At 35.4% G+C, this 24,022-nt stretch carries 17 protein-coding genes, 1 tRNA gene and 1 pseudogene; 2 read left to right on the forward strand and 17 right to left on the reverse strand.

What is annotated here, in order from left to right; genetic code table 11:
* Positions 1 to 132: 132 nt before the first annotated feature.
* On the forward strand, positions 133 to 897 hold the full coding sequence (locus tag K7I92_RS05460) for an Abi family protein (RefSeq protein ID WP_203244662.1): 765 nt from the start codon (positions 133 to 135) through the stop codon (positions 895 to 897).
* A 358-nt stretch (positions 898 to 1,255) separates the two neighbouring features.
* Here the strand turns inward: K7I92_RS05460 and K7I92_RS05465 are convergent, their stop codons facing one another.
* The 4 genes from K7I92_RS05465 to K7I92_RS05480 form a co-directional block, all read right to left on the reverse strand.
* On the reverse strand, positions 1,256 to 5,677 hold the full coding sequence (locus K7I92_RS05465; RefSeq protein WP_220282353.1) for a hypothetical protein: 4,422 nt from the start codon (positions 5,675 to 5,677) through the stop codon (positions 1,256 to 1,258).
* Between the two features lie 423 nt (positions 5,678 to 6,100).
* On the reverse strand, positions 6,101 to 6,712 hold the full coding sequence (locus K7I92_RS05470) for a recombinase family protein (RefSeq protein WP_220282354.1): 612 nt from the start codon (positions 6,710 to 6,712) through the stop codon (positions 6,101 to 6,103).
* Between the two features lie 462 nt (positions 6,713 to 7,174).
* Positions 7,175 to 7,245 (reverse strand) — tRNA-Thr (locus K7I92_RS05475).
* A gap of 41 nt (positions 7,246 to 7,286) precedes the next feature.
* The gene (locus tag K7I92_RS05480; RefSeq protein WP_203244709.1) at positions 7,287 to 7,844 is read right to left on the reverse strand and encodes a nucleoside triphosphate pyrophosphatase; all 558 of its coding nucleotides are present in this window, start codon (positions 7,842 to 7,844) and stop codon (positions 7,287 to 7,289) included.
* 73 nt (positions 7,845 to 7,917) lie between these two features.
* On the opposite strand from K7I92_RS05480, the gene K7I92_RS05485 reads away from it, so the two are divergent.
* Positions 7,918 to 8,832, forward strand: a complete 915-nt coding sequence (locus K7I92_RS05485; protein ID WP_220282355.1) for a sugar phosphate nucleotidyltransferase — start codon at positions 7,918 to 7,920, stop codon at positions 8,830 to 8,832.
* 197 nt (positions 8,833 to 9,029) lie between these two features.
* Here the strand turns inward: K7I92_RS05485 and K7I92_RS05490 are convergent, their stop codons facing one another.
* The 13 genes and pseudogenes from K7I92_RS05490 to K7I92_RS05545 all read right to left on the reverse strand — a co-directional run bounded on the left by K7I92_RS05490 (position 9,030) and on the right by K7I92_RS05545 (position 23,971).
* The gene (locus K7I92_RS05490) at positions 9,030 to 9,278 is read right to left on the reverse strand and encodes a helix-turn-helix domain-containing protein (RefSeq protein WP_222150671.1); all 249 of its coding nucleotides are present in this window, start codon (positions 9,276 to 9,278) and stop codon (positions 9,030 to 9,032) included.
* Positions 9,279 to 9,732: 454 nt separating this feature from the next.
* On the reverse strand, positions 9,733 to 10,440 hold the full coding sequence (locus K7I92_RS05495; RefSeq protein WP_220282357.1) for a hypothetical protein: 708 nt from the start codon (positions 10,438 to 10,440) through the stop codon (positions 9,733 to 9,735).
* Between the two features lie 22 nt (positions 10,441 to 10,462).
* Positions 10,463 to 12,697, reverse strand: coding sequence for a S8 family peptidase (locus K7I92_RS05500; RefSeq protein WP_220282358.1), 2,235 nt, complete (start codon positions 12,695 to 12,697; stop codon positions 10,463 to 10,465).
* A complete protein-coding gene (locus K7I92_RS05505; RefSeq protein ID WP_220282359.1) occupies positions 12,690 to 13,757 on the reverse strand; it encodes an ATP-binding protein in 1,068 nt (355 codons plus the stop codon). The genes K7I92_RS05500 and K7I92_RS05505 overlap by 8 nt, the downstream gene beginning before the upstream one ends.
* 147 nt (positions 13,758 to 13,904) lie before the next feature.
* A pseudogene (locus tag K7I92_RS07675) lies at positions 13,905 to 14,123 on the reverse strand (hypothetical protein); the annotation flags it as partial.
* An 84-nt stretch (positions 14,124 to 14,207) separates the two neighbouring features.
* On the reverse strand, positions 14,208 to 14,447 hold the full coding sequence (locus K7I92_RS05510) for a CD1845 family protein (protein WP_203245793.1): 240 nt from the start codon (positions 14,445 to 14,447) through the stop codon (positions 14,208 to 14,210).
* A 161-nt stretch (positions 14,448 to 14,608) separates the two neighbouring features.
* On the reverse strand, positions 14,609 to 15,940 hold the full coding sequence (gene rlmD, locus K7I92_RS05515) for a 23S rRNA (uracil(1939)-C(5))-methyltransferase RlmD (RefSeq protein WP_220282360.1): 1,332 nt from the start codon (positions 15,938 to 15,940) through the stop codon (positions 14,609 to 14,611).
* Positions 15,941 to 15,975: 35 nt separating this feature from the next.
* Entirely contained in the window at positions 15,976 to 16,650 is a 675-nt protein-coding gene (locus tag K7I92_RS05520; protein WP_203244749.1) for a hypothetical protein, read from the reverse strand.
* Positions 16,651 to 16,698: 48 nt separating this feature from the next.
* Complete coding sequence (gene gatB / locus K7I92_RS05525; RefSeq protein ID WP_220282361.1) at positions 16,699 to 18,129, reverse strand: Asp-tRNA(Asn)/Glu-tRNA(Gln) amidotransferase subunit GatB; 1,431 nt, start codon at positions 18,127 to 18,129, stop codon at positions 16,699 to 16,701.
* Positions 18,129 to 19,520 carry an amidase family protein gene (locus K7I92_RS05530; RefSeq protein ID WP_220282362.1) on the reverse strand — a complete coding sequence of 464 codons (1,392 nt, stop codon included), beginning with the start codon at positions 19,518 to 19,520 and terminating at the stop codon, positions 18,129 to 18,131. The genes gatB and K7I92_RS05530 overlap by 1 nt, the downstream gene beginning before the upstream one ends.
* Entirely contained in the window at positions 19,520 to 19,816 is a 297-nt protein-coding gene (locus tag K7I92_RS05535; RefSeq protein ID WP_203244752.1) for an aspartyl/glutamyl-tRNA amidotransferase subunit C, read from the reverse strand. Before K7I92_RS05535 ends, K7I92_RS05530 begins: the two co-directional genes overlap by 1 nt.
* Positions 19,817 to 19,857: 41 nt before the next feature.
* Positions 19,858 to 21,828: an NAD-dependent DNA ligase LigA gene (gene ligA, locus K7I92_RS05540; protein WP_220282363.1), complete on the reverse strand. Its 1,971-nt coding sequence runs from the start codon at positions 21,826 to 21,828 to the stop codon at positions 19,858 to 19,860.
* 1 nt (position 21,829) lies between these two features.
* Positions 21,830 to 23,971: a UvrD-helicase domain-containing protein gene (locus tag K7I92_RS05545; RefSeq protein ID WP_220282364.1), complete on the reverse strand. Its 2,142-nt coding sequence runs from the start codon at positions 23,969 to 23,971 to the stop codon at positions 21,830 to 21,832.
* Positions 23,972 to 24,022 lie beyond the last annotated feature (51 nt).

A 24,022-nucleotide genomic window follows, 5' to 3' on the forward strand; every position in this document is an offset into this window, starting at 1 on the left:
CCCCCTTTCAGCCATTTTATTATATCAAAAAAAGATAAGCTTTCGCTTCTTCTTCTATTGTTTTCCTAACTGCACTTTGGTGACTTTTATTTTCCGGTTTAGAAACGTATCATATAAGAAGAGAGGTTTTCTATGAACATTCACTATAAAGAGCCCTTAACATTACCAAAAATGACGAATTATTTGCGTGAAACCAAAAACGTTACATATGTTCAAATCAGTGAGAAACAAGCCCGGCGTTATTTATATCAATATTCCTATGTTAATCTAATCACGCCCTTTAAGCATCTTTTTAAAAATAACGGTGTTTATCGTTCGACGGATTTTAAGGAATATTTAGATGCTTATTTACAGGAAAGAAATCAGTATCCCATCCTTTATAAAAATATTATGGCTTTGGAATGTTGCTTAAAGTCTATTTTGTCCTATGAAATATTAAATGCTTATCAATTGAAAAGTTATACACAATTTCAAGATTTAGCTGAAACTCTTCGTTTTAATGCTCAACATACACCTTATACAGATTCCATCAAATCACATATGTATAAAATCATTGATAAAATGCGAGATGAAATTCAAGATTATCGCAGTCCTTATTTCCTCTTGGGACAATTAACTTTGCATGAATGTTTATCATTATTGTATTCTTTAGATACTGCTTTAAAAAATCATTGTCGAAAAGAATTTCTTCATTGTCAAAATTTTATTCAAGAAAGTGATGATCAGTTATTTTATGAACAATTAGATAAGATTATTCAAATTAGAAATTGTATCTGTCATAACGATAGTTTAGAAAGTTTAATTCGTTATCAACAAGAATCAAAAGGTCTTCTTCGTCTTCCGGAAGAACAGAATCAATTCTTAATTTTAGTGGATTGTTTATTAAAGAATGAATGATGGATACAATTTAAAATTTGTATTTGGAATGAAATTAGAAATTTAGCTTTTATTCAATCACTTTTTCTTTCTGTTAGACACATAAAAAGCACTCTTCACCGCTAATCAATATAAATTTTTATGGTTTGCTAGTTAAGCTCATTTTATCCGATGGTCTTCTATTCTTTATTTTTTTGTCACATATGTATTATCACCTAACACAAAAAAGCGAATAACAGTTATCAAGCTGCTATTCGCTTATCGCTTTTATGAAGGCTCTTTATTTAAAAAGCCATTCTGTAAACGTCATGCCTAATAGACTACTATGACGTTCATAATTGGTATATAGCTTGCTTTTCGCTATATAAATTCATAAGACTTATTTACTACAAACTTCTTTTCTGCGTAAGAAGAACAGTAGCACAACAGAAGCCAATCCCATTACACCATATAACATCAGTGCATTATCATCACTCGTCCTAGGAACTCCAGTAGCAGATATTGGCTTTTGTTTCTGTTTAGGAGCTGCAGCAGATATTGGCTTTTGTTTTAGTTGAACAACTACAGTAATTGTTGCACCATCAGGAGTTGTAAATGTTAATGGATATGTACCACCTTCATTTTGTTTAATCTTATCGTTGATGGCTGTTAATTCAGATGAATTCACTTTAATTGAATCTAACGGAATCGGATTTCCATTGACATCTTTACCAATAATCTTAGCCAATTCTTTAGCTTTGTCTGCTGTTAATTCTCCATTACCGTTATCATGTGTGAAACTATTACCTCCAATATTTCCAATACCATTCGGAACATTTGGCTGTACCCCCATATCACGTAGATTGACTGTAACTGTCACCTTAGTTCCGGAAGGAGTTGTAAATGTTAATGGATAATCCCCCGGTTTCTTATTTGTAATCTTATCATTGATATCTGCTAACTGTTTTGGATTAACTTTAATGAGTGAAGAATCAATTGGTGTTCCATCAACATCAGTTGCACTAATCATACTACGTATCTTACTTTCAGTATCAGTTAGTGATCCTTCATTAATTCCATAAATGAAATCATTTCCTGTAATACGCTGTTGTGTTGCTGAATCACCGGCACCATGACTCTTAATTTGTACTTTTACTGTTGTCGTCATACCATTAGCTGTAAATGTTAATGGATATACTCCCGGCGTATTGCTATGCTGTTTATCAACAATCGTTGCAAGTTGTTTAGCATTCACATCAATATTTGCTGTTGGAATTGGTATACCATTTGCATCATGGGCATTAACCTTACTCAAAATACGTGCAATTTTATCTGTTAAGTCAGGCTCATCTGCACCATATGCGAAGTCATTTGCACCGATATATGCCGCACTAACAGTTGGTCCACCCGTTCCGGATTCAGCGTTGTCATACATTGTTACTTTCACCTTCAGGCTTGTGCCATCAGGAGTTGTAAATGTTAATGGGTATGTACCCTTTTGTTTGTCGGTCTGTGCTTTCTGAATTACGTTTAATTCAGTAGGATCTACAGTAATACTACTTGCTGGAATTGGTTGGTTATTACCATCCATTGCACTGACGGTCGAACGTACCTTAGCAATGACGTCTGTAATTGGAGTTTCATTGAAACCATAGCTGAAATCATTGGCTGTGATATGTGTCGATGTTGGACTCAAATTACCATGATCCACAAGTTTCACTGTAACTTTTGCTTTCACACCACCATATTCAAAAGTTAATGGATATTCACCATTCTTCTTGTTGTGTTGTCCATCAACAATAGCCGCAAGTTCTGTAGGATTTACGGTAACGGTAGATGAGGATACATGGTTACCACTACCGTCTTTTGCTGTAACTTTAGATAGTTGTTTAGCGATTGCTTCCGTTAAATCCGGTTCATCAATACCATAGTTAAAGTTGTTTGCCCCAATGGATGGTGTATTTGGTGCTGTTGGTGTTTCGGAACCATTATCAAATAAGGTTACATTTACCGTAACACTAGTGCCATCAGGTGAAACAAATGTGAGTGGCATTGGGCTAGTTGATTTATCTTTATTGTCAATTGCTGTATTGATGGCGACAAGCTGTGCAGCATCAACAGTAATATCACCTGCATTCAGCACAACATTATTGGCACGATAACCATTTACAGAAGCTAAAATCTTTGCTGCATCATCGGTAATATGACCATTATTCATACCATATAGGAAGTCATTTCCATATATACGATCCGTGTTGTCTGTCGGATCAGATGGATCATTACTATTGCCATGACCTTGATCCATTAATGTTACCTTAATAGTCTTTTCAGCAGTTGTTACAAATGATGCATGTGGGTTTACTGCTGGAGTAGAAATCTTAAGCTCATAAGTTCCCTTTTCTCCTGCCGTAATCTTGGCGTTGATATTGGCTAAGTCAGCCGGATCAACAATAAGATCAGCGAATGGAATATTTCCTGCCCCATAGTATTTACCGGAAGCTACAGCCAATGCTTTTGCATCCTCAGCTGTCAATGCGCCTTCATTTAAGCCACGTGAGAAATCATTTGCTATAATCTGGTCTTTACCACTTCTGGAAATATTTTCTAATGCTTTATTTGGAACGGACTTGTTGCCGGCATTATCTTCTGTAATGACATATACATCATAATGACCCTCATTTGGCAGCTCAGTCGTGTCAACCGGCTTGTATTCGCTTTCTGATGGTGCCGGATCTCCGCTCTTAACAATTGCTACTTTTGTTGTATTTGGCTTGATTCCAGAAGCACCATCCGTTGAAGTGTCTGTAAAACCATGATTAGGTGCTCCTTTATTGTATGTAACATTCGCATTTGGTTTTGTCTTATCAATACGAACATTCATATCATCAGAAGCGGCTGACAACTTCGTATCTGTTCCATCTACGATATAACCATTTACAGTTGTACCGGCTGTTTCTGATGTATAAGTATGGTCAACAGACGAGTCTGGTGTTGTTGCCTTGGCAACTTGTGTTGAACCTTCATAGGCTGCACCAAACCATGGAATTGAAGTTGTCCATCCGGTTGGCTCTTTAACCGTTACGGTTACATCTTTATTTGTCCATGTTCCGCTTACATAGGCTTCACCATCATTAGTTTTTGCACTGATTAATGCACTTGCACTACTGGTTACGACTTGGTGCGTAGGACCTGCCGTTACACCGGATTTATTTGTTGCATGATCAATCGCATAGAAATACACATCATAGATTCCGGGATTAACCCCGGTATCTACCGTACCACCCGCCGGAATGGCAAGCCAATTCGAATCAGAGGCATCAAATGTAGGGGCTGGGAAACCGGCATTCACAAAACGAACATAAGTCGTTTTAACACCCGATAAAGCATCTGTACTTGCATCCTCAACCGTCGCCCAGTTATTTGATGTTGTAGCGTTCGCAGTCGGAATCACACTGTCAATCTTCACCACCTTCTTTGCCGATTTTGGTGACAATCTCACTGTATGGTCACCCGTACCTAATAACTGTGCTTCAAATTCATCACCAGTATTAGTAGTAGAATCAGCTGTATAGTTAGCAACCGTATGCGCATTACCGGAAGAACCGCCTACTTCTGTACCATTCTTGAAAATCGTTGTATCATACGTTGTACCAGGAGCAGTTGTAGTCCCTTTAATGTCTACTCCCTTACGTCTATCAGCATCAGCATCGGCATGTTGAGAAAGCCATTCACCACCATAAACATCATTTGTTCCGGCATAATAGGCTTCAATGTTTGGGGCTGTTGAAGTTTTAACTGTAATACGACGGCTTGTCCCTGTTTGCGTATTATCACCAGTACTATCTTTGATTGTATAGTTATGATCAGCATAACCGACAACATCAAAATTGGCACCTGTGCTAGACAGCTTCGTATCATTTCCACTAACTAAACTATCGTCTGTGATGGTTCCATCACTTGGGATTGTCTTGGAAGTGGTCTTACCCCAAGTCGCAGTAATTCCTTCGTTCCAATCAACGGCGCTGTTATCTTCCATTGTCTTTTCAATATCCGGATGCGCTGTGACAATTGGGGGATATGGTGTTGCCACTGTACTTGCAGGAATTGTAAAAGTTTTGGTGAATTCTTTTGCAAGATTATGCAAGGGATGAGCTTCTACATCCGAATGAGAAATAGTCTTCTCCACTGTTGGTTGAAAAGAAGATACAGGGTAGTGTGAATGGCTCACATTAAAGCCCACCGTGCGAGTGGCTGATACCGTTGTTCCATCATTAAGTTGAAGATCAAAATCCAAAGGTACATTTGCTATGACTCTCGATCCATCACCCGAACTTGGGTACGCTGTATAGGAATTCGTCGATGTAAGCGTAATATTGGCTAAAGATGATGGCTGCATAAATCCATTTGCGGCAATCAATGCATTAGCCTGTGAAATAGAAATCGGAGCACCATCCAGTGTCGCACTAACAGCAGAAACATTACCGGTTGCATCGACCGATGTGATATTCATATCCATGTTGTATTCCCGATCGGTTATTGTGTCACTTGGATAAGGTGGCGCAAAATGGAATATACTATGCGATGTACAATCAGCCCTTACTTCCAAACTACCCAAAGCACTATAAAAATATTTTACAACCAAAGTTTTTGGTGGCGCCGTCGTGGTAACTGTTTCCGCATTTACCTTAGCATAATTGGTATGCAGAAAAGTAGAAATCATCATAAATACGCCAATCAATACTTTCGTAATCTTATTTACGAGACTGTGTGCACGCTTCTTTTCTCCTTTCCTTTTTTTTCGAGATTTGTTGTTGTTTTGCATAATAACCCTCCCTCCCTTGTAAAGAACAAAATGCAAAATTCTCAATTTGTGTTGCGATGATATTTAGAATCTTCTTTACCACCATTTTTAAGCATTACATCACTATCTCTTCCTCAGAGTCAGTTGTAAATACTAACTAAAGTAGTAAACAGTCTCCCAAAAATCATCCTTCCCCTTAATGCTGTATCATCATAAATATGTACGCTTAGTACATTCAAATGTTATAGAGCATTAAGTTTAAAAATAGAAGTTGGCACGTAATTCAGACTTTTAAATCCGTTTATGCTATATCTAGTGTATAGAAGTATATATAGGCTCTAATACAGGATTTTTATAAATGGGAATTTATTAAATTTAGGTGGATTTAAAAGTCTACCTTTATTGCCACTTTATGGTGAAATTTATTTGACAAAGATGTTATATTTATCCTTTTATTGTTGATATATGCTTTTCTTCCTTTAGCCATTTTGCCAGCAAGGTATGACTAATTCCCAAAATTTTTGCTCCTTGCCTTATACTGATTTCTTTCTTTTTCCATCTATATGCTACTTCGTGAAATTCCTTTGGAATTTCTTTTTTAGTTCTTCCAAATTTTACTCCTCTTTTCTTAGCTTCCCATATACCCTCCATCTGTCTTTGGTGTGTATTTTCTCTTTCTATCTGAGCAACATAAGACAATATCTGCAAGACTATATCCGATAGGAATTTCCCGGTCAGATTGTTAATTTGATTTCTTGTATCAAGTAAAGGAAAATCTAAGACAATAATCTCAGCATTTTTCTCTTTGGTAATATCATTCCATTCTTTGATGATTTCATCATAATTTCTACCCAGTCTGTCTATGGACTTGATATACAATTCATCTCCCTCTTTCAATTTTCTGATGAGCTTTTTATATTTTCTGCGATTAAAGTCCTTTCCGCTTGCCTTGTCTACATAGATTTGTTTCACCTCTATCCCCTCTTTCAAAATAGCAGTCAATTGTCTATCTATATTTTGTTCCCTGGTTGATACTCTGATATATCCATATTTCATCTCTATATCCCTCCATTTCTTTTATCTATAATTTAGATGTTATATGGATACCTTTAGTAAATAGGAATGATATATCTTGAGTAAGCAAAAAAACCTAACCCATATCGTTTGATATTTTATCCTTTTGTATACGGACTTGATTATCTTCCAGATAGCTATAAAAATTAAAAAAACGGAAAGAGCACTTTTTTTAAATATGTATGCTTTCCCTGAATTATCTAAAAAAATAGCTGGGTTGCCTTTTCATATACTTATTTTACTAATATAGCTTTGCTTAAAACTGCCTAATCATCAAATTCTATATCAGTAAATCATTCCGACGTAGAGTTGACGGTATAGAGTCTACAAAGGATAAGAATTCACAATCTGCGACATTCTCATGCTTTCATTTTATGGCAAAAATAAATAAAATAATGCCATAGAACTATAAAACCCCATTTTACCGGGGTCTTTATGTGTTTATGCCGCTTAGCAGAATTGAACTGCCCGTTCATCCTTACCATGGATGCGTATTACCACTATACTAAAGCGGCGTGCCTTTATATCTTAAACAAAGACAACATAAATGTAAAGGCTAGAGTATCTGTTTCAATAAAGAATTTACCTTAGAAACTGGAAAACCCATAATCGCATAATAATCACCATCAATCTTATCAATATAACGAGCAGCCCAAGCTTGAATAGCATAGGCACCTGCCTTATCTTTCCATTCACTACCTTTTAGATATAACTCCAATTCATCATCTGGTATTTCTAAGAAATAGACATCACTAACTGAAATGGCACTAAGCACTTGATTCCCTTTACGAACAACAACGGATGTATACACTTGATGAACCGAATTGCTTAATTCTTGTAACATCCTTCTCGCATCCTTTACATCTTTTGGCTTACCAAAAACAAGATTATCTTTAAGCACAATTGTGTCGCTCGCAATGATAATCGCTTCTGGTTTTTGCAAAAAGATAGCCTCCGCTTTTTCTTTAGCAATATTCAAACTATTTTCATTTGGTTTTAAATTTGAATACCACTCCTCTTTTGTGTTTGAAACCATAATTGAGAATGGTAAGCCTAAAGTTTCCATTAATTCTTTTCGGCGTGGGCTTTTAGAAGCCAATATAATCTCTTTCATAGACAAGTGTTCCTCTTTCTATCCATGTAAATGCTATAATAAGGATAATGTAAGTATACAACAGGAGGTAACTATGAATCATCAAAAACCAACACTCGTGATACTAGCTGCAGGATTGGGTAGTCGCTATGGCGGTATGAAACAAATCGATGGCGTTGGATCTCATGGTGAACCAATCATTGAATTTTCTATTTACGACGCAAAAGAAGCTGGCTTTGAACAAGTCGTCTTGATTATTCAACACCAACACGAAGCTCTTTTCAAAAAAGCTTTAACTGACCGCGTGGCGCAAAAAATGGATGTCCAATTCGCATTCCAAGACGTTAATGATATACCAGGGGAAGCGATTGAACGTAGTAAACCGTGGGGAACAGTACAAGCTTTACTCTCTTGTCAAGATATTGTCAAAGGTCCTTTCGCTATCATCAATGCGGATGATTATTATGGCAAAGATGCTTATCGAAGCATTTATCAATTCTTAAGTACAAAAGTAAGCGAAAATCACTACGCTATGGTAGGCTATCACATCAAAGAAACTGTCACCGAAAATGGTTCTGTCACAAGAGGTGTTTGTGATGTCAATGAACAAGGTTATTTAAAACAAATCATAGAAATCAAAGAAATCTATTTAAAGGATAAGCAAATTCACGCTAAGAAAGATGGTCAAGATATTCCACTAGATAATAACTGTTTGGTATCAATGAATTTCTGGGCTTTTCATCCTTCCATTTACGCAAAACTCATGCCATTATGGACAGAGTTCGTTGCCAAAGCACGCATTGAAAATCCTGAAAAAGCTGAGTATGTTATTCCAACAGCGATTGGTCAATTGGTTCAAGATAAGCAAATTCAAGTAGAAATCTTAGATACAAGCGACAAATGGTTTGGTGTAACTTATCAAGAAGATAAGCCAACGGTTGTCAGAAATATTGCTGAATTAAAGAAAAATGGTTCCTATCCAGATGTTCTTTGGAAAGAAACCGATTAAGTGATTGAAAAATCACTTTTTAATTTTACGATGGAAGAGTTAAAACTTTCTTCTTGAATTCAAAACTATGTTTTGCCATAAAATCAGGATTTTATCTTACTGTTCTTCTACTTGTTGAGTTATTTTTATTCCTTGTTGTTTTTTCCCTTTTGATATGAAAATTCTCAATTCAAATGCAAGCATAAATAATGTTGCAATCAAAAACCCATCATGAAAATTTTATGATAGATAACGAAATAGCCAATATATGCTATTATTGTCAATAAATACACAATGACTAATATATGCCATTTCTTTGCCGAGCTATCATCTATTATTTTATTTTTTATACCAACATTTCCCTTTATCAACTCGTCCAAACTCATTCCAAATTCTTCACTGATTGCAATAAGATTAGCAATATCGGGAATCCCTTTGCCCACTTCCCATTTGGTAATTGCCTGCATTCCCATTTTCCAGCAATAACTATAATCTTATCTCTATTATTATATATTTCAGAGCGAATCTTTTTATAATTATCTTCATCTGAAAACGATAATATAAACACATATTTTTTACTTTTTATAGGAGAGACTAAATAAACTTCTTTCTTATCATTATCATATAATTTTCCGTCTACAGTCGCTTCAATTATCTTTTTTCCAAAACACTCTTTTGGATATCTATATCATAAGCCCCTTCTTCAGTAAGAGGTTTAATTGCTGTTCCTAATTTAATAGAACCTTGTAGGTAAATATTCGGATTATATTCTGCTAGGTCAGATTCTTTTATATAGTTTGCAATTGCCTTATACCTGTTTGATGCTTTTTAGTAATTTGATTCAGAAACATCAATTTCATTAATAAGCTCTTTTATCTCCTTCGACATTTCAAATTTTTTCATTTTATTCCCCCTCTCTTCTTAAATAATATATTGCAAATGGGCTCCTATTTTAAATGATTTTCCTCTTATATCAACACATTCCTTTTCAACGTCTTCTCTATCTACAAGCTTAATTAAATCATTCTCTTCTTTTACATATTTATATATCATATCAATGTATTCATTTGTTAAATGAATCTCATAAATATCAAACAATAATATTTCATTCTTTTTAAAATGCTTAGAATAAGCCATTTTAGGTTTTATTTGCTTTAAAAATTCTATTCTCATGCTACTTAGAATTTCTATAGGCAATATGTTATTTTTTATAATTTCTTCGTAAAACTCTCTATATACCGCTACTTCCCTATTTTCTCTACTATCAAACCAATTTAGAATTTTGCTAATATTTTTTCCTTTGGTACAAAATCTTAAATCTTCTTTTTCATAAAAACCTCGTTTATTTTCGAAAATAATATTCAATTTCCTTTCAATAGTACTAAACGAACTACAAACCTTATATACTCCACCAACAGGTTGCAGTTGTTCTATTTTACTTCCCTTAATTAAAAGATATTTATCATCTATTTTTATTTTATATAAATACGCAATACTAAACCTAATATCTTCGCTCCAATGTATCAACGATTTTACAAACAACCCTATTCTTCTATAATTAGCTGCAAATATACCAATCAAAAAACAAATTCCACTGCTAATCAAATTAATTCCTATATTTTCTAACACTTATATCCCTACACTTTCATTATTACTCCCACTTAATTTCTTCATTCACTTTTTGATGAATATCTACTCTATTATCAACATCAATTAAATTTACTAACCAACCATTTAATGTACAACTTCTGATAAATTCATCAATTCTATTAACCCCATTCATTTCTTTGAGTGTTACAACAACACCAAACCTAACTCCTACGCCATCTTGGGGAGCTAATCGGTTATTTGTCTTTACTTCCATACCCCAGTTCTTATTTCTATAAGAATCTTTTGGTATCATTCTTTTTGTAGCACTCTCTGCGATATACTTTACGTTATCCCATTTTCTAAACTGTTTTCTGGCTTCAACTTCCAAAAGATAATTTTTTTCTCCATCTAATGTGTCTTCTGTATTCTGTTTATCACCCTTAATATCCTTGATTTTTTTATCATCTCCTATTCGACCAAAATGCAAATTCAATTCTGTATTTGTATAGTCAACACCTTGCAATCTATCACACAATGGGAAATAACACATCGTAGCCTTCGCAATATATGGATACTTATTATCCTTTAGAGGAACTGGAAAATCGTAGTTATAAGTATTCCATTTTTCACTAATATCTGATACCACAAATTTTATTTCATCATCTTTTGTCTGAATAATATCGTTTATATGAATTGGTACAACTCCATGCCCATATAAAGCAACTTCCTCAGGAGTCGGTTTTTCATCCCAACCTCTTGCAGCGTCAATAATCATGGCTTTTGCAACTTCTCTATTAAGTCCTAACACATCAATTAAATAAGATAATTTTCTCGCAATCCAAGGTGCAGCATAAGAAGTACCAGCAACACTTGCAGCCCCTAAAGGTTCACAAACCCTAATGTACTCTTCTTCACTGCCACCATAATAGCTCACATCAGGCTTTGCAAAGAAAGATAATACTAATCCTTTACGAGCATATTTAGTAGACAGACCATTCTTACTAACCGAATTTACAACTATACTATTAACAGAATCTGCCGGAGATCCTATTTTTACTATATCTGCACTTGGTTTATTTGTTCCTGCCACAACAAATATTACATTGTTTTCAAACTGAATTTTATCTAATGTTGCAGCTTCAGCAGAAATAAAGTTGTCATTAATTTCCTGATTACTACCAAGTGAAATATTCCAGACTTTTATATCTGAATTATTTACTACAATACTCTTTATTTTCTTTATTATTGAAAATGAAGAAAATTCAGCACCTACCGCTACTCCAAAATGCCTAACCTTAAACCTTCCACAGCCATCATCCAGCCAAGGATTTAATCTTGCTCCATCAACAATAATGGAAGATACTGCTGTACCATGATTATAATCTTTTGGATTTTTTGGTATATCTTCTGAGACCATATCATGATATTCAACCCAATCACTAAAATAAACACTTTCATCAAATAAGGTATCTATCACCCCAATTGTCGGTTCAATAGTTGGGGATGGTATAGTTACCATTTTTGTTTGATACTCATTGATAAAATCATCAGGTGATAAACTTGACAAATCAACGGTTGCCATTGAAACAAGATAAGGAGCTTTTTCGAAAAGTAGTTCTACCTGCTTTTCATCTAAGTAAACAGTTTGATTATCTAAAATTCTGCTACTTAAAATATCTATCCCTAATCTTTCAAATAATAATTTTGCATCTTTTCTTACATCATACAAAGTTATAATACTCTGTTTTACATCTATCGTAGGTGACTCTATCTCAAAAGAATCGATATACGATACATCTGCAATCACCTGTTTAAATATGGACATACTTACAGAAAGGTTTTTAAAAACTTCTGAATTAACAATACTTTTGTCTTCAAATTTGCTCTTGCTGATATTTCCTTCAAATTTTTGAGATAATATATTTGAAGTATTTACAATTAACTCTATGCTTTTAGTTAAATCATCCTCATCAAGAAAATACGTTATTATATGCTTACTCTTATCTAAATTAAATTTTGCTCCAACAATTGCTTCATTAGAATCCGTCCCTTTAAAAAGTCCTGCAATTCGATTACTTTTCGCAACAATTTTATTATAATAAACACTAATTAAAATTCCTTCAAACGGCTTTGTTTCTTTATCCCAAAATTCTTTAATTTGGCTTAACTGAGATTTTAACCTTAACAAATGCTGTGTGCTAACATCATTTTTTCCATTCATGGCTATACCTCCACGCATACCATTTTTACTGGCTTGCACAAAGCGCTTACCTCTTAATTCCAAGACATTATTCACTGCCTACTTCCTCCTTCTTTAACTTTCTTGATACAGCACTTTTAGACTCTCCTTTTAATTTTTCTATTTCTCTTACAGTAAAGCCTTCTTCATGAAGTTGGCTTACGTCCTTTTGATCCAAGTTTCCTATCAACCTATTGTACAATCTTTTCAAATAATCATACTCAGAACCAACATCACTAAATGCAAGTGATGTTTTTATAATGTTTTTTAATTCTCCAGGATAAGGTATTTTCTTTGCTATCTTCAATATTTTTTTAAATAATCTTGTGTCCTTGGATATTCCTTTAAAATTCTTGATAAATGAAGAAAAATAATATTCAGCAACTTCTATTAAATCCTCATCACTATACCTATTGAAATTAATAACAGCATCAAATCTCCTAATTAAGGCTTTATCAAAATTTGAATATAGATTAGTTGTTGCAATAAGTACAATCTCTTTATTAAGGTCTGTCAATCTATCTAATTCTCTTAAAATTGTAGATGTTACTCTTCCCATCTCTCTAATATCATTAGAATTAATTCTATCCAAAGCAATAACATCAATTTCATCAAATAAAACCACAACCTTATTTGCATTTGGAAGCATATTTATTTCTCTAAATACCTTTATTATGTTTTTATTAGTCTGTCCCAACTTGCTATCTATCAAGTTTTCAAAATCCACCCTAAAAAGAGATCTATCCAATAATCTTGCAACATTTTTGGCTGCTTCTGTTTTTCCACTTCCCGGTAATCCTTCAAATAAAAATTTATTAATACCAACATTATGGTTTACAGCGTTAATAATACCTTTTATATCTTCTGTTATTTCAAGTGGTAAATTTAAAGCCTCTAAATTTCTTATTTCTACTTGTTTTAAAAACTCACTTTCAAAATCACTACTTTGTGGTGAATATAAATTTGATTCAGATATTAACCCCATAATATATTCGGATAACTGATAATCTCCTATGCTATCAAAATATCTTGCGATTGCTATCGCCTCATTCCTAAAGGAATTTTCATTCCTTTCCACATGGTATTTTATTAAATTCAAAACATTTTGTTTTTTCATATTTCCATACCTCCTATTTTTTCATTATTATATCACAAATCGGGACAAATTTCTATATTTATGGGACAAATATTTAAAATTTTAATTTCTGTATGAAAGGGTATATTAGCGTTCCTTCATGAATAAAAAAGAGCCGGTGCAGTTCATTTGACCTTGCATAATGGTACGGTTAAAGCGTTCTCTCCAATAGTCGAACTTGGCACAGGCTGTCGCTTCAGGATTTTTATCATAGATACTTAACTGACTTCTAAAGTCGTATCTTTAATCGTTTCCGACAACCTTTAAGAGCTTCAGATATTCTGCTTTACTATGAAGCACATCTTGTTTTACAAGCTCCAAAATGTTATGAAAATCATTTATTCGCATTTTTACCTCCTTCTTTTTTCCAAACAAAAAGGTGGTTAGATTTTTTACCGACCCCCAAAAGTCAGACTTTTTTAGCGTAGCAGTTTATATGGCTGCTCCAACCATCGGTATTCCGTATGGACTAACTAAAAATCCAATAATCAATGCTTCGATTCCAATGGTAACTTCTTTTTGCAAAAAAGATGCTATTGCTCCAAATATACAAAACATCATCAGCAAGTATAACAATGCTGTTCCTATGCTGATCAGGAATGTTAGAAATGCAGTGAGAATACTAAGCAGCAAGCTGATTGGAAACAAGATTATTTTTATTATCCACCTAATCATTTCTTATTCCTCACTTTCCAATCCATTCCTTGTATCTCCACACACCATATCAATGCAAACATTCACATCAATATAATTTTTCAGGACTTTTTTTCGTCCTCCATCGCCATCTTCATTAAAGACATAATGCTTGTAAAACCGCTTAAAATGCAGGATTTTCACGATTTCACTCTTTGTATCAACGCTATGCACTCCACATGTGTTGTCATCGGGAATAAATCAATTGGCTGAACTAATTTAATCTTAAATCCCATCCCCTGTAAAATCTCTAAATCCCTTGCTAAAGTACTTGGGGCACAAGAAATATACACCATCTTCTCAGGTTTCATCTTTTCAATTGACTTCAATGTTTCTAATGAACAACCCTTACGAGGCGGATCCACAATCACAATGTCAATATTTTCCTTATTCCCAACAATCTTCTTAGCTCCATTCTGCGCATCCATACACCAAAATTCCAAATTATCACACTGATTTAATTGTGCATTTACTTTCGCATTCTCAATCGCTTCCGGCACAATCTCAATTCCAATTACTTTTTTAGCCTTCCTAGAAGCCAAAATACCAATCGTCCCAGTCCCACAATACAAATCCACAACCGTATCTTCACTTAAAATATCCGCCAACTCCAAAGCCTTCGTATATAAAATTTCCGTCGCATAAGGATTTACCTGAAAGAAAGCCTTAGCTGATAATTGAAACTCCATTCCCAATAAAGATTCCTGTAAGAATAAAGGACCAATCACTTCAAAAATAGGTCCGTCCAAAATGACATTTGTTTCCTTAGGATTTAATAAATACGAAAAAGAAGTAATGTTTGAAAATTTTTTCACCAACGCTTCACCTAGTTCCCTTGCCTCAACAAAAGGATACTTGCGTACAATCGGCATCACCATCAATTCATCTCTACGATGCACATGACGGATAAACAAATACCGAAAATTATCTGCCAAATGATGTTGATTTAAAAAATCTCTTACAAAATATGTAATTTGATTTGACTCTTCTGTTTCTACCTTGCAATCTTCATACACAACCACGTCATGTGAATGTTTCCGATAAAAACCAAATTGTGCTAGATTATCTTTTTCCTGAATAGGAACCTGAACTTTATTGCGGTATCTCTCTTGCTTTGGTGAGGGTAAAATTTCTTGAATAATTCCTAAGTCCAAATGGTGCTTTAAAAAATGACTTTGTACCATCTCTTGTTTCAAAGAAAGCTGTTCCTTATAAGACATAAATTGCAGTTGACAACCACCACACAAACGAGCAATGGAACAACTTGGCTCCACTCTTTCCTTCGATTTTTCCAAGATTTCTGAAATCCGAGCAAACGCATAAGTTTTCTCGACCTTGGTCAAGATCACTCTAGCCTTTTCACCCTTTAAAAGTCCGGGAATAAACAACACAAAAGAATCCAGTTTCGCTACCGCAAAACCTTCTGTTGTATAACCACTAATTTCAACCACATACTCTTCATTCTTTTTCATATCGATAATAAAAGGGGATTATTCCCCTTCCTTTTCTATTGAGCAGGCTTTTCTTTACTATCCGCTGTCACATTTTTATTGTTCGTTGCTTTCTTTTCAGCCTCTCTCTTCTCTTTCGCTTTTTTACGTGCTTCCACTGCATCACGCAAAGACTTTGCGACCTCCTCATTGACTGGTTTAGAAACCAACTGTTGAGAAGGAGCCTTCATCAAAGAATTCTTCGTTGTTAAAACATACGCAAAACCTTTTTTCGTACTATCGCTCGTATTATAAGCATGAATTTCCACATCATACATCTTCTTACCATCTTTTTGTGTAAAATACGTTTCCACCGGTAAAACTTTTGTAATAGCTTGATAAGCCTCCGTTGTTTTCTTCTTTAAGGTATCGGCAGATGTGTCATCCTTCATATCCAAATACACTCTCAAGGTTGCTGTTTTTAAATGAACCTCACGCCCTTGAACACCATCAATTTTAGCAATAGTTTCATCGATTTTTGATAATTGTTCCTTCTGAATGGCTGGATTTAAATCCCCCTTAAAGCGATTTCCCAAGACTGGAGATTTTGATTCCATATAACTCGATAAAAAAGTCCAACCAAAATACGCAAATGGTAGAAGAATCAGTACCAATAAGACCACAAATAAAATTCCTGTGGTGTGTCCCTTTTTCTTTTGAATATTCTTTTGTTTATTTTTTTGATTTGCCATATGCTTATATTTCTCCGTTCTTAGTTTAACTTATTTTTAAAAGTTTCACTAGTTTCGCTTTTTCTCTAAAGCTTCCTTTACCAAACCGTTTACCATTTGTGGATTAGCTTGACCACGAGATTGTTTCATCACTTGACCAACCAAGAAACCAACCGCCTTATCTTTTCCATTGCAGAAATCTTCAATTGCTTGTGGATTTGTTTCTAAAACCGCATCTACCATAGCTTGAATAGCACTTGTATCCGATACCTGTACAAGTCCCTTTTCCTTGGCAACAACTTCCGGATCTTTACCAGCCATCAAATCATCCACTAGTTTCTTCGCTTGGGCATTCGATACGGTTCCCTTATCAATCATCTTCACTAATTTAGCCAATAATTGTTGTTGTAAATGCACTTCTTGAATGCTCGTTTCATGCTTATTCAACCAAGCTGAAATCTCCCCTAACAACCAGTTACACACCGCTTTAGGATCATCACTGTATGGCAAGACTGTTTCAAAATAATCCGACATTTCTTTATTCGCAATCAACACATGAATATCATGTGCATTTAAATCATAATCATGCTTGTAACGTTTCTTACGACTTTCCGGTAATTCCGGTAGGTTAGATTGAATTTCTTCAATCCACTTGGGATCCAAACGAATTGGGAAAATATTAGGTTCAGGGAAATATTTATAATCCACCACCCCTTCTTTTACACGCATCGAGATGGTTGTATTGGTCTTATCATCAAAGCGACGTGTTTCTTGATGAACCGCTTCACCGGCATCTAGCAAGGCGGATTGTCTTTGAATTTCATATTCCACTGCCTTGCCAATATGTGAAATTGAGTTAATATTCTTAATTTCATTCTTCATACCAAGAGCTTTAGAACCTTTTGGGGCTAAAGAAATATTCACATCACAACGCATGGAACCTTCTTCCATCTTCACATCGGAAACACCTAAGTAATAAAGCGTTTGCCGAAGTGCCTCAACATAAGCTTCAGCTTCTTGACCATTCTTCATATCTGGTCTCGATACAATTTCAATCAAAGGTGTCCCCGCACGGTTGAAATCAATTAAAGAGGACTTCGTCAAGTGGAACTGCTTAGCTGTATCCTCTTCCATATGAATGCGTTCAATACGGATTTTCTTCGTTTGACCATCACTTTCAATTTCTACATAACCATCTCGACCAATCGGATGAAACTGTTGGGTAATCTGATACCCCTTTGGTAAATCCGAATAATAATAATTCTTACGATCAAACTTCACTAATGGATCAATCGTTAAATGAAAGGCCGTACAAGCTTGAATCGCTTTATGAACCGCTTCTTGATTGACTTCTGGCAAAGTTCCTGGATGCCCTAAATCAATTTCATTAACACAAGTATTGGCTTTGCGACCAAAAGAAGTCGGTGCACCTGAAAACATCTTTGTGTTTGTCTTTAATTGGACGTGAATTTCAATACCGATCGTAACATCGTATACCATTATTTCACCTCCGCATGATTGTCTTTTAGACCTGTGATTTCCTCAATCACTTCACCAATCTGGAACATTGTTCCTTCTTGCCAAATATCTGTATTTAAGTTAATGCCCGCCGGCATTCCATCCACAAAGCCCATTGGTTGTGTTATGGATGGTGTACCTGCAAAATTAGCAATAGCCATGTAGTTTTCTGAAATTAAGTAAGTATCGGATAAGGGATCAATCGCATCCACTTCATCAATCTTAGGAGCAATCGTTCCCGCTGCCGGGGCAATAATCGCATCGTATTCTTGGAATGCCTTTCGCCACATATCCACAATTTGACGACGAACCTTTTGTGCCTTACGGAAAACACGTTCTTGGTTATCCGCCTGAAGCCCATACGAACCCACCACAAAACGCTTACGAATTTTTTCACCAAAGCCCTCTGTTCTTGTGTTCACCATGATTTCTTCCATGTGTTCACCTTCTTTACGATTACCAAAACGGATACCATCTAAGTTGGAGTGATTGGAGGTTGCTTCACAGTTTGCAATAATCATATAACTTGGATAAATCGCCGCCATAAGTTTTTCATCCAATTCAATCATTTCAACAACCGCACCTTTTTCCTTTAAACCGGATACAACTTTATCAAACAATTCATTGATACGTTTATCTTGAATATGATGATAAACATTGCCTAAAATCCCTATTTTTTTAGCTTGAATATCCTTACCCACATAAGAAGAATATTCTTCCACAGCTTCAAAACCAGAAGTCATATCTTTTTCATCACGACCACTTAATACTTCAAGGGTTAAAGCCGCATCTGCAATATTCCCTGTAAAATAACCAACATGGTCTAAAGAAGATGCGTAAGGAATAACACCATAACGGCTAATACGACCATACGTTGGTTTTACACCAACCACACCACAATACGAAGCCGGTTTGCGAACCGAATCACCTGTATCAGAACCAATCGCCATCGGCACAACACCTGCCGCCACTAAAGCGGCTGAACCACCTGATGAACCACCTGTAATACGACTTTCATCCCAAGGATTATGAGCCGGACCAATAAAAGAACTTAAGTTGGTACCACCCATTGCTAATTCATCCATGGATGTTTTCGCAATCGTAATTGCACCGGCTTGATTTAGCTTTTTCATAATGGTCGCATCATAAATTGGTACATAGTTTTCTAAAATGCGCGAACCTGCTGTAGTACGAACTCCTTTTGTATTCACATTATCCTTCACTGCAATCGGCATTGATAATAGCTTACCTTCATTCCCCAAATTTCCTAATTGTTCAGTCGGATTCACAAAGGTAATAACTGCATTCAATTTTTCTTGTGAAGCCTTCGCTTTTTCATAGGCTTCTAAAACCTGTTCTTTTGAATATGCCATTATTTCACCACCTTAGGAAGCACAAAATGCCCTTCCACCTTCTTGGTAACATTCGCTACTGCTTCTTCTTGACTAATCACATGCGTTACTTCATCTTTTCTTAAGAAGCTTGTTTCGACATCCAAAGGATAAATCATTTCTTCTGTATGACTCGTGTCAATTTTATCTAATAAAGCTAATTGTTTATCTAAGATTTTAAAGTCCTCAGATAAACCGTCCGCTTCTTCATCACTTAATTGAAACATCAATTGTTCTGCTAAAGATTTAAAGTATTGACGATTTCTATTTTCGCTCATAAATACCTACTTTCTACCGTATTATTCTAGCCTTTTAAGGTCTATTTATCAATGAATCTAGTTATAAAGTCCATTTCACTTAAAATTGGAATTCCAAGGGCTTTCGCCTTCATATTCTTAGAAGAAGAACTCTCAACATCGTTGTTAATTAAAAAGTCCGTTGAACCGCTGACGGCTGAAGCTACCCTTCCGCCTCTTGCACTAATCCATTCTTTTAATTCATTACGATTTTTAAACTGTTGCACATCTCCCGTCACCACAAAGGTTAACCCATTTAAATCACTATCATGATGGATAGTCGGTAAGTCTTCCACTTGTAAAAAAGAAAACAAATCCTCTAATTCCTTTTGCTTATCTTCTTCTTTCATCCAACGCACAAAGGCTTCTGATTTTTGTGGACCAATGCCATCAATGTGAGAGAAAAAATCCCCTTCTTTTTCTCTAGCTAAAGAAATTAGTTCTTTCAATGGATAAACATGTAGTAAACGACTCGCTACATCAATTCCTACCAAAGAAATTGATAAGGCAAACAAAAACTTATCCGCACGAACGGTTTTCGCTTTTTCTAAAGAGGCTAGAATATTCTCGGCTGATTTTTCACCAAAGCCCTCTAACTGAGCAATTTCTTCTTTTCTATCTTTTAAGCGATAAATATCTCCATAATTTTTAATCCAGCCTTGGGCAATGAAAGTTGATATAGTCGCTTCTGAAATTCCATCTATATCCATACCTTGTTTCGAGACGAAACGAACGTATTTCTTCAAAGCTTTTGCCGGGCAAGATGAATTGGTACATTTAAGGCTTTTCGTTTCAGATACTTCGGAAATATGAATCTTCGTTGCCTGTTGACAAACCGGGCAAAGTTTAGGAATGTCAAATTCACCCACTTTTTTCACAACTGAAATCACCTTTGGAATAATCATATTGGCTTTGATGACTTCCACTTCTGTTCCACTAGAGCCAACACCTAATCGTTCACATTCTGAAATATTCACTAATGAAGCTCTTTGAACAGTTGTTCCTTCAAGTTCTACTGGTTCAAAGATAGCTACGGGTGTAATGGTTGAAATTGCGTTTGACCATTCTATGCGAACTAATTTTGAAATTTTGGATTGGTCTGCCCACTTAAAAGCCAGTCCAGCCCTTGTCGCATGGTGACCTGTCACACTGCCGTTGCTTGCATAGACAATATCATCATAAGCAATCACCAAGCCATCAACAGGATAAGGATTTTTATGATTTTTAACCTCTTCACTAAACTGATTTAAAACCATCTGCACACTTTCTTCATTTGGTTTTTCAATCAAAATATGTTCCACCACATCAAAGCCAAGTGCTTCTAAAAAAGCCATTCTTTCACCCCAAGAATTCATTTCTTTTTCACAATAAACCAAGGTGAAGGGGCGGAAATGAATTTTTCTTTCCAAGACCTCTGAGGCTTTCTTTAAACTTAAAGAACCCGAAGCTAAGTTTCGTGGATTGGCGTAATTTTCACCGGTTTCTCTAATATACTCTTCAAAATCCGCATAAGAGATTAAAGCTTCTCCACGAACAATCAAGCGACCTTTATAACGTATTTCCTTAGCAATGCCGTATAAACCATCCACTAAATGTGTGATATTCGTTCCAATATGCCCATCTCCACGCGTAACAACCTTCAAAAGCTTGCCTTTTTCATAAGTCACCACTAAAGTTAAACCATCTAACTTCCAAGACATCCAAATAGGAAGATGATTCGCCCATTTAACTAATTCACCTATACTTTTCGTTTTCGCTAATGACAAAGCCGGAAATTCATGTGCTTCTTTTTGACCAACAATTTCATCCGCAGACACTTTTTGAGTTGGAGAATCTTCTAAAATAATGCCTGTCTTTTCTTCCAATTTTTTTAATTCATCAAATAAACAATCCCATTCTTGATCACTAAGAATTTCTTGCCTGCCATTGTAATAAGCATCGGAGGCTTTATTTAGTTGTTGAACTAATGATTGCATTTTTTCTCTTTCAAGCATATTAACTCCTTAAATTCTTCACTTTTAAAGATGGATGTGAAGCTTGCAAACGCTTGGTACCAAAAGGATAGGCAAAGGCAATGGTGACGAATTCCCCTTCTTGTTGAATGACAACTCCCTCACCAAACTTAGCGTGTTCAATGATGTCTCCTTTTTTCCACTTTTTCCTCTTTTCAGTTGGGTTTTCATTGAACCGGGCATAGAAAGAAGATTCTTGATTGGTTTGTAGCTTTGGCGTTCCTTTATGCTCAATATAGTCTTCCTCAATTTCATCAATAAAACGGGATGGTGTTTTCACTCTTTGTAACATAAACGAATAACCGCCCGCATCCGTTAGGTATAAATGTTTACGCGCTCTTGTGAAAGCCACATACGCCAAGCGTCTTTCTTCTTCCACACCGCGATGACCCTCTTGAAGTGAACGTTCAGATGGGAAAACACCTTCATTTAAATCCGAAACAAACACTGTATCAAATTCCAATCCCTTTGAAGCATGCACCGTCATAAGTTGCACAAAATCATTTTCTAAGGTTTCTTCACGATCCCCATATAAAGCCACAGATTGTAGGTATTCCTCTAAATTAGCTTCCGGATGATACCGTTCAAAATCTTGAATATCTTCCATTAAGGATTTCAAGTGACCTAAATTATCCATATCTTTTTCAGCTTCTAAGAAAGCACGGTAGCCCGATTCATCCATCACCCTCTCAAAAAGTGTCAAGAGCTTTACTTCTTTCTTTTCCTGTAGTGTATGCCATCTTTCTACCTTTTGTACGAATTGGTCGATGGTAATTTGGGTTTTTCCTTTGAATAATTTTTCTTTTTGTAAAATTTCTAATTGACTACAATTTAACTCTCTTGCTCGCGTAGCAATGGTTTCTAAGGTTTTTGATCCTAAGCCACGCTTTGGTCGATTTAAAATGCGATTTAAAGATAAATCATCTCCGCTAACAATCAATCGTAAATATGATAAAGCATCCTTAACAACCTGGCGTTCAAAGAAACGTAAGCCACCATAGATGATGTATGGAATTCTTTCATCCATTAAAGCTTTTTCCAAAGAACGGGATAAATAATTTGCTCGATATAAAACCGCAATTTCTGAATACGTCCCTGTTTGCAAACGAATCGACTTCATTTTTTGAGCAATCCAAGTCGCCTGGTATTCATCACTCACAGCTGAAAAATGGTAGATTTTTTCTTTGGATTGATTATCGGTAAATAATTCTTTATCCACGCGTTGTTTATTATTTTTAATCACCGAGTTAGCCCCATTTAAAATTGCATTCGTGCTACGGTAATTTTGTGTTAATAAAATCGTTTGTGCATCCGGGAAATCTTTTTCAAAATTTACAATAATCCGCACATCAGCTCCACGCCATGTGTAAATGGTTTGATCAGGATCACCCACCACAAGTAAAGAATTGTCTTTTCCAGCCAATTGTTTAATGAGTTTATATTGAATACGGTCAATGTCTTGAAACTCATCCACTAAAATATAATGGAAATAGCGTTGCCACTTTTGTAAGATGACATCGTATTGATCAAACATACGAACGGTCCAGAGAATTAAATCATCAAAATCCAATGCGAACAGTTCCTTTTGGCGACGAAGATAGTACTCATAAATTTGAACCTTCTTCTTTTCTAATGAAGAAAAATCAGCTATTTTATTCGCTTCTTCCACGCTAACATTCTCTGCTTTATTGTTGGAAATATAATTCAAAGCATGCGCAAAGGAAATCTCATTTTTATCAATAGAATGTTCTTTATAATATTCCTTCAAGATGGCTTTTTGGTCTTCCGTATCTAAAACGGTGAAGTTCTTAGGGTAACCCATTGCTTCAATTTCTTGACGAAGAATACGCACACACAAAGAGTGAATGGTGCAAATGGTTGGCTTTGTACCTTCTTCTTTCATCATCTTCAAAACACGACTTTCCATTTCTCTAGCCGCCTTATTCGTAAAGGTAATCGCCAATATCTTATGCGGCCAAACTTTCTTTTCTTCCATCAAATACGCAATACGCATGGTTAAAACACGCGTTTTTCCAGAACCTGCTCCGGCAATAATTCTTAGATACTGATGTTCATCTAGCACGGCTGTTTTTTGTTGCGAATTTAGGGATTGTATATCTAGCACAGAAGACCTCTTTCTAATGAACTTATGTCCTATCATTATAAAGTTTTAAAG

The sequence above is a fragment of the Bulleidia sp. zg-1013 genome (assembly GCF_019798045.1).
Classification (GTDB): Bacteria; Bacillota_I; Bacilli_A; order Erysipelotrichales; family Erysipelotrichaceae; genus Bulleidia.

Bases quoted from the DNA above. Each gene is read 5' to 3' on its own strand.
- K7I92_RS05460 (WP_203244662.1), top strand. From the start codon at position 133: ATGAACATTCACTATAAAGAGCCCTTAACATTACCAAAAATGACGAAT.
- K7I92_RS05465 (WP_220282353.1), bottom strand. From the start codon at position 5,677: ATGCAAAACAACAACAAATCTCGAAAAAAAAGGAAAGGAGAAAAGAAG.
- K7I92_RS05470 (WP_220282354.1), bottom strand. From the start codon at position 6,712: ATGAAATATGGATATATCAGAGTATCAACCAGGGAACAAAATATAGAT.
- K7I92_RS05480 (WP_203244709.1), bottom strand. From the start codon at position 7,844: ATGAAAGAGATTATATTGGCTTCTAAAAGCCCACGCCGAAAAGAATTA.
- K7I92_RS05485 (WP_220282355.1), top strand. From the start codon at position 7,918: ATGAATCATCAAAAACCAACACTCGTGATACTAGCTGCAGGATTGGGT.
- K7I92_RS05490 (WP_222150671.1), bottom strand. From the start codon at position 9,278: ATGCAGGCAATTACCAAATGGGAAGTGGGCAAAGGGATTCCCGATATT.
- K7I92_RS05505 (WP_220282359.1), bottom strand. From the start codon at position 13,757: ATGAAAAAACAAAATGTTTTGAATTTAATAAAATACCATGTGGAAAGG.
- rlmD (WP_220282360.1), bottom strand. From the start codon at position 15,940: ATGAAAAAGAATGAAGAGTATGTGGTTGAAATTAGTGGTTATACAACA.
- K7I92_RS05520 (WP_203244749.1), bottom strand. From the start codon at position 16,650: ATGGCAAATCAAAAAAATAAACAAAAGAATATTCAAAAGAAAAAGGGA.
- gatB (WP_220282361.1), bottom strand. From the start codon at position 18,129: ATGGTATACGATGTTACGATCGGTATTGAAATTCACGTCCAATTAAAG.
- K7I92_RS05530 (WP_220282362.1), bottom strand. From the start codon at position 19,520: ATGGCATATTCAAAAGAACAGGTTTTAGAAGCCTATGAAAAAGCGAAG.
- K7I92_RS05535 (WP_203244752.1), bottom strand. From the start codon at position 19,816: ATGAGCGAAAATAGAAATCGTCAATACTTTAAATCTTTAGCAGAACAA.
- ligA (WP_220282363.1), bottom strand. From the start codon at position 21,828: ATGCTTGAAAGAGAAAAAATGCAATCATTAGTTCAACAACTAAATAAA.